General features: G+C 37.1%; 14 protein-coding genes. 11 read left to right on the forward strand and 3 right to left on the reverse strand.

The window, feature by feature from the left end:
• Window positions 1-557: TetR/AcrR family transcriptional regulator (locus tag V7149_RS12505; protein ID WP_335345959.1), on the forward strand; the 557-nt coding region annotated here is incomplete at its 5' end.
• A 182-nt stretch (window positions 558-739) separates the two neighbouring features.
• Here the strand turns inward: V7149_RS12505 and V7149_RS12510 are convergent.
• Together V7149_RS12510 and V7149_RS12515 are read right to left on the reverse strand one after the other, a co-directional pair.
• Window positions 740-1,615: an SDR family oxidoreductase gene (locus tag V7149_RS12510; RefSeq protein ID WP_335345960.1), complete on the reverse strand. Its 876-nt coding sequence runs from the start codon at window positions 1,613-1,615 to the stop codon at window positions 740-742.
• Between the two features lie 139 nt (window positions 1,616-1,754).
• A complete protein-coding gene (locus V7149_RS12515) occupies window positions 1,755-3,203 on the reverse strand; it encodes a PLP-dependent aminotransferase family protein (RefSeq protein WP_335345961.1) in 1,449 nt (482 codons plus the stop codon).
• Window positions 3,204-3,341: 138 nt separating this feature from the next.
• Between V7149_RS12515 and V7149_RS12520 the strand changes: the two genes are divergently transcribed.
• Window positions 3,342-3,953, forward strand: a complete 612-nt coding sequence (locus V7149_RS12520) for a LysE/ArgO family amino acid transporter (protein ID WP_335345962.1) — start codon at window positions 3,342-3,344, stop codon at window positions 3,951-3,953.
• A gap of 110 nt (window positions 3,954-4,063) precedes the next feature.
• Here the strand turns inward: V7149_RS12520 and V7149_RS12525 are convergent, their stop codons facing one another.
• Window positions 4,064-5,302 carry an MFS transporter gene (locus V7149_RS12525; RefSeq protein WP_335345963.1) on the reverse strand — a complete coding sequence of 413 codons (1,239 nt, stop codon included), beginning with the start codon at window positions 5,300-5,302 and terminating at the stop codon, window positions 4,064-4,066.
• A 135-nt stretch (window positions 5,303-5,437) separates the two neighbouring features.
• Here V7149_RS12525 and V7149_RS12530 point away from each other — a divergent pair, with 135 nt between their 5' ends.
• The 9 genes from V7149_RS12530 to phoU all read left to right on the forward strand — a co-directional run.
• Complete coding sequence (locus tag V7149_RS12530; RefSeq protein WP_335345964.1) at window positions 5,438-6,115, forward strand: LysR family transcriptional regulator; 678 nt, start codon at window positions 5,438-5,440, stop codon at window positions 6,113-6,115.
• Entirely contained in the window at window positions 6,040-6,345 is a 306-nt protein-coding gene (locus tag V7149_RS12535; RefSeq protein ID WP_335345972.1) for a LysR substrate-binding domain-containing protein, read from the forward strand. Before V7149_RS12530 ends, V7149_RS12535 begins: the two co-directional genes overlap by 76 nt.
• Before the next feature lie 289 nt (window positions 6,346-6,634).
• Window positions 6,635-7,201 carry a DUF4256 domain-containing protein gene (locus V7149_RS12540; RefSeq protein ID WP_335345965.1) on the forward strand — a complete coding sequence of 189 codons (567 nt, stop codon included), beginning with the start codon at window positions 6,635-6,637 and terminating at the stop codon, window positions 7,199-7,201.
• A 466-nt stretch (window positions 7,202-7,667) separates the two neighbouring features.
• Window positions 7,668-8,738 carry an LLM class flavin-dependent oxidoreductase gene (locus V7149_RS12545; RefSeq protein WP_335345966.1) on the forward strand — a complete coding sequence of 357 codons (1,071 nt, stop codon included), beginning with the start codon at window positions 7,668-7,670 and terminating at the stop codon, window positions 8,736-8,738.
• Between the two features lie 369 nt (window positions 8,739-9,107).
• Complete coding sequence (locus V7149_RS12550; protein ID WP_335345967.1) at window positions 9,108-9,950, forward strand: phosphate ABC transporter substrate-binding protein; 843 nt, start codon at window positions 9,108-9,110, stop codon at window positions 9,948-9,950.
• Window positions 9,951-9,988: 38 nt separating this feature from the next.
• The gene (gene pstC, locus V7149_RS12555; protein ID WP_335345968.1) at window positions 9,989-10,897 is read left to right on the forward strand and encodes a phosphate ABC transporter permease subunit PstC; all 909 of its coding nucleotides are present in this window, start codon (window positions 9,989-9,991) and stop codon (window positions 10,895-10,897) included.
• 1 nt (window position 10,898) lies between these two features.
• On the forward strand, window positions 10,899-11,723 hold the full coding sequence (gene pstA, locus V7149_RS12560) for a phosphate ABC transporter permease PstA (protein ID WP_335345969.1): 825 nt from the start codon (window positions 10,899-10,901) through the stop codon (window positions 11,721-11,723).
• A 217-nt stretch (window positions 11,724-11,940) separates the two neighbouring features.
• Complete coding sequence (pstB, locus tag V7149_RS12565; protein ID WP_438824110.1) at window positions 11,941-12,780, forward strand: phosphate ABC transporter ATP-binding protein PstB; 840 nt, start codon at window positions 11,941-11,943, stop codon at window positions 12,778-12,780.
• 13 nt (window positions 12,781-12,793) lie between these two features.
• Window positions 12,794-13,392, forward strand: a 599-nt coding sequence (gene phoU / locus V7149_RS12570) for a phosphate signaling complex protein PhoU (protein WP_335345971.1), incomplete at its 3' end; no start/stop codon positions are given.

The following is a 13,392-nucleotide window of genomic DNA, read 5'->3' on the forward strand; positions in this document are numbered from 1 at the left end:
AAATTATTGAAGCAGCTAAGCGTTTGTTTGCTCAGCACGGCTATGAAGGCACAACGTTATCGCAAATCGCAAAAGAAGTAGGGATTCAAAAACCCTCGATATACAACCACTTTAAAAGTAAAAATGATTTGTACTTATACGTAGCAGACATGGTTATGGACGCTTTACTTATGAGAATGCAGGATACATATGAGAGACATAGAAATGAGGATTTAGAAACAAGGCTTTATTTATTATTTAAAAATAGCTGTGATTTTATTCTAAATAAACAAGAAGGTATGATGTATGTACGCTTTTTACTATTTCCACCTGTAGAATTAAAAGAAGAAGTTAAAGCAATTGTAGAAAAAGGAGATAATGAAATAGACGAGATTGTAAACAAATTATATACTCAAGGAATAGAAGAAGGACAATTAAGAGATATACCTGAACAAACGTTCCAATCAGCTTTTTATTTCTTGTTAGATGGATTATTTACGGAGAGCTTTATTTATGATGATTTTCTAAATCGCTTTGAAAAAGCTTGGACTGTATTTTGGTATGGAGTATCCAAATAAAGTGTGCGAAAACAAAAGATGAGAATTAAAGGACAAAGATTGAAAAAAGACAGCTGCCGTTTAATAAGCTGTCTTTTTCAATCTTTGTTTTGCTTGCGTCAAAGACGCAACAATGCACTTATTCAATCTTCAAGGCCACCATGAACATCGTATGGTGACCGTTTTCTCCCTTTTTGAAAAATTTATCCGTTTACGATCGTGCCGCCGTTCACATGAATAATCTGCCCGCTTACATAGGATGAATCATCACTTGCCAAATATACATAGGTTGGTGCTAGTTCGTATGGCTGTCCTGCACGTCCAAGCGGTGTGTCGGTTCCAAATTGAGCTACCTTATCGACAGAGAATGTAGATGGGATTAGTGGGGTCCAAATGGGTCCCGGCGCTACACCGTTTACACGAATTCCTTTTCCTGAAAGTGACATCGCAAGAGATCTAGTAAAGGTAACGATTGCCCCTTTCGTTGCTGAGTAATCAATCAGCTGTTCATGTCCGGCATAGGCTGTTATGGAAGTGGTATTAATAATGGAACTGCCTTTTTGTAAATACGGCAGAACCATTTTTGTTAAATAAAAATAAGAAAAAATATTAGTCCGGAAGGTTCTCTCTAGTTGGGCAGAAGAAATATTCAGGAGACTATCCTGAGGGTGCTGCTCTGCAGCGTTGTTTACTAATACATCAATTTTTCCAAACTGGTCAATCGTTTTATTGGCAATCTCCCTGCAAAAGGACTCATTACCGATATCTCCTGGAAGTAATAAACATTCTTGCCCTTCAGCTTCTATTAATTGCTTCGTTTCGTTTGCATCTTCATGCTCTTCTAGGTAGTTGATCGCAATATTTGCCCCTTCTTTAGCAAAATAGATAGCTGTAGCCTTTCCAATTCCGCTGTCACCACCTGAAATGAAAGCTATTTTTCCTCTTAATTTCCCTGATCCCTTATAATTGGGATCAATCGAGGTTGGTTTTGGATCCATTCGACTTTCTAATCCAGGCTGCTTGTTTTGATGCTGTGGGGGAAAAGCGTTTCGCTTTGGCTGATTTTGTTTGTTTGGCATGTTGAACTAACCTCCAACTAGTATTTACTATCCTAGTATGGAGTAAACTAGCACGGATTATTTGTCAGGTGAAATAGTGCCCTTATTGGGTAGTGAATCGTCTGCCTTGGCGTGCGCAATAGGGGACAGATGCATTAATTTAGATTAGTCTTCTTACTATCATTGATAAGCGGCGTAGACCATCCTCTAAATCTGAAAGAGATGCAAAGGAATAGGAAATACGTAGATATTGGTCAGCCTGAATATCATAAATATTCCCCGGATTTAGTAATATGCCTTCTTCAAGTGCCGTTTCAAATAGTTTTCTTATTGAAATGGACGGTAATAAACGTATCCAAACATAAAACCCTCCCTTTGGTTTTTCCCATGTTGCCAAATTAGAAAAATACTTATTTAAAATATTTAAGGTAAAATCTCTTCGTATTTTCAGTTGTTTTCTTATTTCATTCAGATGCTGATCATAAAGTCCACTGGAAAACCATTCTACAGCAGCCCATTGTGACAAGGAACTTGAACCATAATCAGTTTGCATTTTAATATCTGCTAAGTGCTCAATAACCGGCTCTGGACCAACTACCCAGCCAATTCTAAAGCCGGGGCTTAAAGTTTTAGATAAACTTCCCAAATATAGAACAAGTCCATTTTTGTCGAATGCCTTAACAGGATTTGGAGGTCTCTCTTCGAACCATAATTCCCGGTAAACATCATCTTCGATTAAAGGTAATTGTTCTTGTTGACATTTGTTTAACAATTGATTACGCCTTTCAACAGTCATTAAAGTTCCAGTTGGATTTTGAAATGAAGGAATTGTATAAAGTAAAGCAGCTTTATTCAGCTTTTTATATTGTGGAATATCATTCACCTTAATCCCTTCTTTATCCAATGGAATGCCAACTAAACGCATACCCGCTGACTCAAAGACATGAAGTGAATGAAGATATGATGGTTTTTCCGTTAATACAGTAGAGCCTTTATGTAATAAACCAACACTAATAAGTTGCAAGGCTTGCAGGGCACCTGAAACAATTAAAATGGAAGAAGGGGAAGCCTCAATACCAATCGTTTTTAAATAGTTACTTATTTCCTCCCTTAATGGCAATAGCCCTTTTGGCTCTTCATAACCATAAGAAAGTTCTTTCATAGACAGCTTTTCAAAAATTTGTTTCATTGACCTACCAGCCAAGAGATCAGGTGATAATTCGCCGGTTCCTAAACGGATGATGTTAGGAATAAATTCAGCTTGATTAATTTCTTGAATGGTTGGAAGGTTAGGTTTGTGAATGCCCGACTTAACATATGAACTCCAATCAGGAGGGGATGCTGTAGCCAATAGATTCCATGTATTATTAATCACCTTCGTACCGCTGCCACTTTTTCCTTCGATAAGTCCTTCTGCAGTTAATTCATCAAAGGCAGTAACTATTGTACTCCGATTTACTTCCAAAGCCTTTGCTAACGTGCGTTGGGGTGGAAGCTTATATCCTATTGTCCATTCACCATTCGATATTTTTTCTTTCATAAAATCAGCAATTTGCTTATGCAATGGTATAGGTGAGGACTTATTGGGCTTCCAATTAACTGAAAACATAAACGGTTCTCCTTTTTAATCATTCTTTATACCATTATATTACTTGGTTGGTATAGAATCCATCCAATTGGTTGGAGACAATGTGAAAGATACTAACTAAAATAAGACTAGTTAATAAAAAGAAAAGGAGAACTTTGGATGTTAGAGCCATTTATTCATGGAAGTATTCTTGCACTAGGACTTATTTTGCCTCTTGGTGTTCAAAATGTTTTTGTTTTTAATCAAGGGGCACTTCAACCAAGTTTTATTAGAGCCTTACCCGTTGTCATTACAGCCTCTTTTTGTGATGCTTTTTTGATTACCGTATCTGTGTTAGGCGTTTCATTACTTATCTTAAGTTCATTTTGGATTAAAACGATTCTTTTAGGGGCAGGTTTGATCTTTTTAATTTATATGGGATGGACAACATGGAATAGTAAACCTAGTAATGAAAGAGAAGATATCGCGAAGAAATTTCCATTAAAAAAACAAGTATTGTTTGCAGCATCCGTTTCCTTGCTGAACCCACATGCAATCATGGACACGGTAGGTGTAATTGGTTCAAGCTCGTTAAGATACGAGGGAGATGAAAAAATAGTTTTTGCTGTTTCGTGTATTTTGGTTTCTTGCGTTTGGTTTTTAGGGCTTGCATTAGCTGGACGAATCACTGGAAAACTCGATAAATCAGGAAGTTTTATGTTGACATTAAATAAAGTATCAGCCTTAGTCATATGGGGGGCTGCCGTTTACCTTGGATTATCTTTATTTTAGGATCTTGGAAATACAAGGATAGAAATGATAAGCAGGGGCTATCCCATAAGTCAGTGTTGACAATGGTAAAGCCCCAGATTGTTATGGTTCTACTACTACGCCTATAGTCCTTACTGTTGTTTTTTAATAATAATGACAAATAAGCTTGCAAATAAACAGAAAACTCCAGCCATAAAAAACGCCCAAGTGTAAGTATTGAAATATTTATAGACTATACCTCCACCATAAGCAGCTGCTGCAGCACCTGCTTGGTGAGAGGCATAAATCCAACCATAAATAATAGCGCTCTTCTGAAGTCCAAAGATTTGTCTTGTAATATTAATTGTGGGTGGTACAGTAGCCACCCAATCTAAACCATAAAACACAGTAAAAACAATAATCCAAGTAAGATCACCCTTCATTAATGCAAAAGGTAGGAATACGAGAGAACCCCCTCTAAGCAGATAATACCAAAACAAGAGCCAGCGATTATCGATACGATCTGACAGCCAGCCGGATAGAGTTGTTCCCACGATGTTAAAAACGCCCATAAATGAAAGTAATGAAGCAGCAGTAACTAGCGGAATTCCAAAGCTAATGCAGTAAGAAATAAAATGTGTCCCAATCAATCCACTCGTTGAAAGTCCACACATAAAGAAACTACCTGCTAATAACCAAAATTCTTTTGCCTTCACAGCATCGAAAAATCCTTTGAAAGCAATGACTATCGGATTTCCATTTTGAATTTCATGCATTTCCTCCATATCTTCACTTTGACCATATGGAAGAACCCCGATGTCTTTCGGTGAGTTTTTCATAAATAAAAAGATGATGATGAACATAATGATGCTAAGAGCAATGATTAACCCCATAGCCCATCGCCACGAGTAACTTTCGATAACCATTGCTAAGACAGGAAGTAATATTAATTGGCCCATAGCCGTACTTGCCGTTAATATTCCGGTTGCAAGTCCCCTTTTTTCTTTAAACCAATGATTTGCCACATATGGACTTAATACCGTTAAGAAAAGACTTGATCCAAGTCCAATAATAATTCCCCAAATAATAATCAAGTGCCAAGATTGATTCATTAAGTAAGTTAATAGGAGTCCAATCAGCAAGGTTCCCATAGAGGCTAGCATCATTTTCTTTAGTCCTATTTTTTCTAGTAAGGCTGCCATAAACGGGCCTGATACTCCATAGAAAAACAGACTAATACCAAAAGCAAGGGAAATCACGGAACGATCCCAGCCAAATTCACTTTCAAAAGGAGTTAAGAAAACCCCTGATGATGCCATAACAATTCCAGCTACAATGATGGAAAAAAATGTTACGGTCAGAATAAACCAGCTAAAGTGAATACGTTTCAAAACGAAACCGCCTCTCTATCTATGATTCTTAATTTTAGCTAGTAATTAATCATGTGTAAAATTGAAGTTTATGAAGTGAATCATTGATTTTTCTGATACTATTGAAATAAGAGAATATTAAGGGCGGGTGATGTGTTGGAAATACGCCATTTTGTTACGTTTAATAAGGTTATTGAAACGGGTAGTTTCACACAAGCGGCAGAACATTTAGGTTATACTCAATCCACAGTGACCTCTCATATTCAAACGCTTGAAGAGCATTTAGGCGCACCTCTGTTTGATCGGATGGGGAGGAAGGTTAGATTGACTGAAATTGGTAAGAAACTGTTACCTTATACACAGGAAATTTTAGATACTTATGGAAAAATTGAAAGCATTACTAGTGAGGGGAAGGAAATTAGAGGGACGTTAAAGATTGCGGCTCCTGAGTCACTAACTGTTTACCGCTTAGAACCAATATTAAGAGAATATCGAAAGAAATTTCCTCATGTAAGCATCCGTTTAAGTAACGCCACTTGCGGAGATAACAAGAAAGCCATCGTTGATGGTAGTGCTGATGTTGCGTTTGTCATGTTGCCACAGTTTAAGGATTCAGATTTAGTCATCCATCGGTTAATGAACGAGCCGATTGTTCTCATTGGAAGTCCTGATTGTTCACTGAGTAGTTTACCTAAAAGCTATGAAAATCAGAAGCTTAGCGTTTCATTACTAACGAGAAAGAAGCCAGTTATCGAAGAATATTTGAAGAGTTTCTACGGGATAGAGGGATTGTACCTTCCAACATCATGGAATTTTGGAGTATTGAGGCGATAAAGCGTTCTGTCATGAGTGGGCTTGGCATTTCTTATTTACCTTTAATGACTGTACAGGATGAAATCAAGGAAGGAAAATTAAAAATGATTCCTTGCGAGGCTGATTTAAAACAAATATACTCCCAAGTCGTTTATCACAAAAACAAATGGGTTTCCCCTGCATTATCAAGTTTTATAGATATTACTTTGAAACATGCAAAAAACTGGTCTTGTGTGGAGACTGTTTGTTGATGAGATTGTGATGGTTTTAATTTAAAAGCTATGATATTTAACAATTGGGCACTTGAGTTGAATAAGCAATAGTTGAAGATGAAAAAGAAAAATAGGCTAGATAATTAAACCCTCCAGCACCTGTGAGTTGCCACATGCACTTTACACATTGTGAGGCAGTTACTCTGCAGGCACAAAAATAAGTAGTAAAATCAAAGATAATTGGCGATAATTAACTGAAAAGAAAGTGCTGAGGGACGAAGCAATTTAAATAAGTAGTTCTATACATATGATACGAGGAGGTTTTAGTATGGTAAATGAAAATAGGAAGTTATCACCCGAACAACGTGAAGAAATACTTGGAATATTGAAAGACCGTTTTGATACAAACATGAACCGCCATGAAGGTCTTGAATGGGCAAAAGTCCAGGCAAAGCTGGAAGCTAGTACTGAAAAAATGTGGTCGCTCAATGAAATGGAAGCAACTGGTGGTGAGCCGGATGTTGTTGGTTATGACAAAAAAACGAACGAATACATTTTTTATGATTGTTCAGCTGAAAGTCCTAAAGGTCGCAGAAGTGTTTGTTACGATCATGAAGCGCTGGAGTCACGGAAAAAACATCCACCAGAAAATAGCGCTATTGGTATGGCGACTGCGATGGGCGTTGAGCTTTTAACGGAAGAACAATACCGGGAACTGCAAATACTTGGTAATTTTGATATGAAAACATCGAGCTGGGTGCAAACACCTGCGAATATTAGAAAACTTGGCGGGGCTATCTTTTGTGATCGTCGTTACGACACTGTCTTTATGTACCACAATGGAGCGGATTCCTACTATGCTGCAAGGGGTTTCCGTGGCTCACTAAGGGTTTAAATTTTAGAGAAAAACAATGCCAGATGAAGAGGTGCGGGTGGCATAGACCCCAAGAAGGGATAAATTTTTCCATAAGGTTATATCATAAATCTTTTATGTTATTTTTTATAAGATTTATGTGATATCCATGTAGAAGCGATCACTGGACTGATATAAAATTGTAACTCCTAAATAATTTTTGCTAGTTAAAAGTAAATTCCTGTTAAACCGACCCTGATTTCGTTTAAAATACTTTTGCGATTTCAGGGTCTTTTTTCTACCTTTTTCATAAAAAAACCTCTCTATTATCAAAAAACAGTTATTAAATTTCAGTTACTTGACAGTATTTAATTATATAAATATACTTACTTACATAAAGTAACTTAAAAGGCTGTTACCAATTTAAAACAGATTGGTGCGAATGTATGAGAAGAAATCAATCATCCTTTTGAAAACCGCATCAATTTATAATATAGGAGGTATCCGATTGGCTGCTAAAGAAAGTGCCGGTATTGAAATTGGTATATACACACTTGCGGATATAGGTCCGAACCCCCTTAATGGGAAGACGATAACGATTAAGGAAAGAGTAAAAGAAATCATTCAAGCCGCAAAGCTTGCTGATGAGGCGGGACTAGATGTATTTGGGGTAGGAGAACATCATCGTCTGGATTACGCTTCTTCTTCTCCTGCTGTTCTATTAGCTGCTATTGCACAAGTAACAAATCATATTAGATTAACAAGTACAACAAGTGTTTTAAGTACGCTTGATCCTGTTCGTCTATTTGAAGATTTTGCTACATTAGATTTACTTTCCGATGGCCGAGCTGAAATACTGGCTGGCAGAGGAGCATTTATAGAATCATTTCCTCTTTTCGGTTATAGTACAAACGATTATGATGAGTTGTTTGAAGAACATATGGACCTTCTATTACAACTGACCAAAAATGAGACTGTCACATGGTCAGGGAAGTTCCGTTCTTCTTTAAGGAATGCTGAAATTGCCCCAAGACCGGTACAAGAAAAATTACCAATTTGGATTGGAGTTGGGGGTACACCTGAGAGTGCCGTTCGTGCTGGAAGGTTTGGAGTGGGAATGGCTTTAGCAATCTTAGGTGGTCATCCAAGACGTTTTAAGCCACTTGTCGATCTTTATCGTCAAGCTGGAATAGACGCTGGACATGCACCAGAAACATTAAAGGTTGGTGTAACGGGCCATGCCTATATTGCTAAGACAACTCAGCAAGCAAAGGATGAGTTTTATCCTTATTACTCGAATTACTGGGGATATGTGAACCGTCAGCGTGGAATGGGGACAAGGATGTCAAGAGATGATTTTGAACATATGGGTAGTCCGGATACTGCTTTGTTCGTGGGGAGTCCACAGCAAGTCATCGAAAAGATCCTGAAACAATACGAACTCTTTGGGCACCAACGTTTCCTTGCACAGTTAGATATAGGTGGCCAACCCTTTAAGAATGTTGCAAAAGGGATTGAATTGTTAGCAACGGAAATTGCTCCAATCGTTCGAAGAGAAACACGTCTTCAAAGCCGGTGAAGCAGAATAAATTAATAATTAAATAATAAAACAAAGTACCATTAGTGTTCAGCCTAATGGTACTTTGTTTTTTTTTGAAAATGATAAAAGTCAATTTGACAAGAGAATCATAATAAATATTTATTGGTTCTTGATAAGACATGCTTTACTAAAACAATTTGAGCGATTGTGAAATAATCTTGAGTTGATCAATCTCCAATATCCAAAATTTACCTCCCTTTACCAAAAATTCACACAAAATACATTGTTTTTAATAAAATTTACAAAACCTTTACAAAGTTAGTATGAAAAATTTACACTACAAATTTACTCTACTATTAGACAATATACGACAAAATCACGCTAACATTATTATGTCGGAGGTAATAAATGCTTATTTTAAAAAAACTAAGATTGGGATTATCGTTGCTAACATTACTAGCTATATTAACAGCATGTACAAGTAATAGTGATACTGATTCAAAAGCATCAAATGGCAGTCATTCTACAGTAGCTATTTCAGGATCTACATCTGTTGGTCCGCTTGCTGAAAAATTAGCCGCGAAATATAACGAGAAAGATCATACGAAAATTGAAATAAATCAAATTGGTTCATCTGCTGGTATTACAAACGCCATCAATGGTGTATCGGAAATTGGTATGTCTTCTCGGGATCTAAAAGAAGAAGAGAAAGCCCAAGGATTGAATGAAGTCGTTATTGCTTATGACGGAATTGTAGTAGTGACTCATCCAAGCAATAAAGTAAAAAATTTATCGTTGGAACAAGTAAAACAGATTTTTACTGGTGAAGTTACGAACTGGAAAGAACTAGGCGGGGATGACATGGAAATAGTCGTTGTCTCTCGTGAGGATGGTTCAGGTTCCCGCGATGCGTTCCAGGAAATTGTTAACTATAGCTCTGGTGAATTAATTAGAAACTCCATTATCGCAAGTGGTAACGGAAATATCAAAACGACAGTTGCAAACAATAGACATGCAGTTGGCTTTATTTCTTTTGAATATATTGATGACTCCATTTCAACAATCGACATTAATGGGGTAGAAGCTACTGCAGAAAATGTTCTTCAACAAAAATACAGTTTGTCACGACCTTTCTTGTTTGTATACAAAGATGGGAAGCTAACAGAAGCTGGCCAACAATTTATTGATTTCATCTTAAGTGAAGATGGTCAACTTATTGCAGCAGAAGCAGGGGCAATCCCTGTAAAGTAATAACATAATTTTTAAAAGTAATCTTGGAGGAATACTGAGTGTCTATCCTAACAAAACACAATGCAGAAATCGGTAAGGCAAATAAAAGGAAGTATATGTTAGAGAAGGTATCTGCGAGAGTGTTCTTGACTTGTGCACTTCTTTCAGTCATCACTTTATTGTTAATCATTGGATTTGTTTTTTATAAAGGCTCACATCCATTTGTAGCTGGGGGCTATAGCTTTTTGGAGTTTATTTTAGGGTCGGATTGGGTACCAAGTGAAGAGAAATTCGGTATATTTCCAATGATTGTTGCATCCATTTTTGCAACCATTGGGGCATTAATTATCGGAGTTCCTATAGGGTTATTTACAGCGATTTTCTTAGCTGAAATAGCCTCAAAAAAAGTAGCCAAAATCATTTCACCTGCGATTCAGCTGTTAGCAGGTATCCCATCTGTTTTGTACGGTGTTTTTGGACTTGCGATCATCGTTCCATTTTTGCAAAATTCTTTAGGCTTAGTAAAAGGACAAAGCTTATTAGCAGTTATTCTTGTACTAGCAATCATGATGCTGCCAACCATTGTGACAGTGGCAGAAACAGCGATTCGTGCTGTGCCAAACACATACCGCGAAGGGTCACTAGCTCTTGGCGTGTCACATATTGGAACCATTTTCAAAGTAATTGTACCAGCAGCTAAATCAGGGATTATGACGGCAATTGTATTAGGTTTAGGTCGAGCAATCGGAGAAACGATGGCTGTTATATTAGTGGCTGGCAATAGTTTAATCGTACCAACTAGCCTAACTGATAGTGTTCGTCCACTAACGACAAATATTGCGCTAGAAATGGGCTATGCAGCTGGCACTCATCAAGAAATGCTGTTTGCAACAGGAATTGTTTTATTCTCCTTTATATTAATTTTGAATTTTGTATTAGCGAAAATTAGTTCGAAGGGCGGTAAATAAGGTGAGAGTATTGAAAGATAATTTGCTGCGTGGATTTTTATGGCTTTCAGCTCTGCTTTCTCTTGCAGTCCTCCTCATGATTGTTGGATATATCTTTTATAAAGGGATGAATTTGATAAGCTTCGATTTCATCTTTGGAGATTATTCCCCAACTGGAGGCGGCGGCATTTGGCCAATGGTTGTTACAACGATTTACACAGTCGTTATTTCCTTAATCATAGCCACTCCAATCGGGATATTAGCAGCCGTTTATTTACAAGAATATGCGAAACAGGGACGGTTAGTTCGAATCATACGCTTTGCAACAGAAAGTTTAACAGGTATTCCCTCGATTATTTATGGTTTGTTTGGAGCAGTATTCTTTGTAACGACATTAAAATTAGGAATGTCCATTATTGCCGCTTCATTAACATTAACGATAATTGTATTACCTGTTATTATACGAACAACAGAAGAGTCCTTAAAAACAGTTCCCGGGTCGTATCGTGAAGGTTCATTAGCTCTTGGAACAACAAAGTTACAAACATTATATAAAGTGATCTTGCCTAGTGCGATGCCAGGAATATTATCTGGTATCATTCTCTCGGTTGGACGAATTGTTGGTGAATCAGCTGCCATCTTTTTAACTGCTGGAACAGTAGCTGCCATGCCAGAAAGTATTCTTTCATCAGCTAGAACTTTAACAGTACATTCCTATTTAGTAACACAAGAGTCTGGGGACATTGAACTGGCTGCTGCAGTTGGCATTGTTCTAATCGTCATTATTTTGGCTATCAATCTTTCAGCAACATTTATATCGAAAAAATTAAACAAAGCAGACCAATAAAGTGAAACTCAATCAGTGGAGTTTTCCGATGCACAGGATGTACTAGTGCAGATGTTGCGACAGGAAGGGTACTTAGTCTGCCTTCATCCACCACTGATTGTTAGTTGAACTAATCGGGCATTTACGGACTGTTAGATCCACTACTTAGAATATTCGTTTCCCTCATCCTTTTGAAATGGGGGTCTTACAGTCCGTTAATCTGCGATAAATAAGGAGTATGTTTATGAGCACATCAGTAATGGAACGTAGCGAGAGAGCGATTAAACAAAATCAAACAGAAAAGGTAATTTCACAAATAGAGGAAGGTCCAACGAAGATTAGTGTGACGGATTTAAATTTATTTTATGGTGATAAACAAGCCCTGTTTGGAGTATCTCTAGATATTCGTGAAAAAGAGGTAACTGCTTTAATTGGTCCATCAGGCTGTGGAAAATCGACTTTTTTACGAACGTTAAATCGAATGAATGATTTAATTGACAGTGTGAAAATTAACGGTGATATTGAAATCGATCATGAAAATATTTATAAATCGAATGATGTCATCAAATTACGTACAAAAGTCGGAATGGTCTTTCAAAAACCAAATTTATTCCCAATGAGTATTTATGACAATGTTGCCTATGGTCCAAGAATGCAAGGTATTAAAAATAAAAAAGAATTAAATAATATTGTGGAAGAGAGCTTGCGCGGAGCAGCGATTTGGGACGAAGTAAAAGACCGTCTTAAAACATCCGCACTAGGTCTGTCCGGCGGTCAGCAGCAACGTGTTTGTATTGCACGTGCAATTGCGATGAAGCCTGAAGTGATTTTAATGGATGAACCTACTTCAGCCCTAGATCCAATCTCGACGTTAAAAGTAGAAGAATTAATTTCGAATATGAAGAAAGATTATACGATTGTCATCGTTACTCATAACATGCAACAAGCTGCGCGAATCTCTGATAAAACAGCGTTTTTCTTAAATGGAGAAATAGTTGAATACGATGAAACTGATAAGATTTTTTCTACACCAAAAGATCAGAGAACTGAAGATTATGTAACAGGTCGATTTGGATAATAGGGGGTAACAAATGGTTATTCGTGAGAACTTTGAGAAGAGTTTAGTGGAAATAAAGGGTAAAATCACCGAAATGGGAGAACTCTCTATTGTTGCCTTAGAAAAATCTTTTGATGCCTTAAAAACACAGGATGTAGAGATCGCTTTAAAAGTGATCGATGAAGATGCAAATATTAATGATCTAGAAATGGAAATTAATCAGTTTGTTATCTGGCTCATGGCAAAAGAACAGCCTGTTGCAAGAGATTTACGCGTCATCATAGGTGTACTCAAAATCTCATCTGAAATCGAACGTATTGCGGATTTTGCTGTAAACCTGGCTAAAGCAACCATCATGATTGGAAAACCAAATTCTTTACTGTCTATGACCGATCTAGAGCAGATGAAAGAAGTATCTATTCAGATGTTACAAAAAGCACTGCAATCTTTTATGGAAGAAAACATTGCTCTCGCTAAAGAGGTTAGTAACTTAGAGAATGAAGTTGATAAATATTATGCTGAAACATATAAAAAACTTACTAATTATCTTAGTGAACATCCAGAAGAAACTAATCAGCTTGTACAATTATTACTTGTCAATCGCTATCTTGAAAGAACAGCAGACCATATAAC

The sequence above is a fragment of the Bacillus sp. JJ1503 genome (assembly GCF_036965125.1).
Taxonomy (GTDB): Bacteria; Bacillota; Bacilli; order Bacillales; family Cytobacillaceae; genus Cytobacillus.

Coding starts and splice junctions, on each gene's coding strand:
- V7149_RS12510 (WP_335345960.1), bottom strand. CDS start 1,615: ATGCCAAACAAACAAAATCAGCCAAAGCGAAACGCTTTTCCCCCACAG.
- V7149_RS12515 (WP_335345961.1), bottom strand. CDS start 3,203: ATGTTTTCAGTTAATTGGAAGCCCAATAAGTCCTCACCTATACCATTG.
- V7149_RS12520 (WP_335345962.1), top strand. CDS start 3,342: ATGTTAGAGCCATTTATTCATGGAAGTATTCTTGCACTAGGACTTATT.
- V7149_RS12540 (WP_335345965.1), top strand. CDS start 6,635: ATGGTAAATGAAAATAGGAAGTTATCACCCGAACAACGTGAAGAAATA.
- V7149_RS12550 (WP_335345967.1), top strand. CDS start 9,108: ATGCTTATTTTAAAAAAACTAAGATTGGGATTATCGTTGCTAACATTA.
- pstB (WP_438824110.1), top strand. CDS start 11,941: ATGTTTATGAGCACATCAGTAATGGAACGTAGCGAGAGAGCGATTAAA.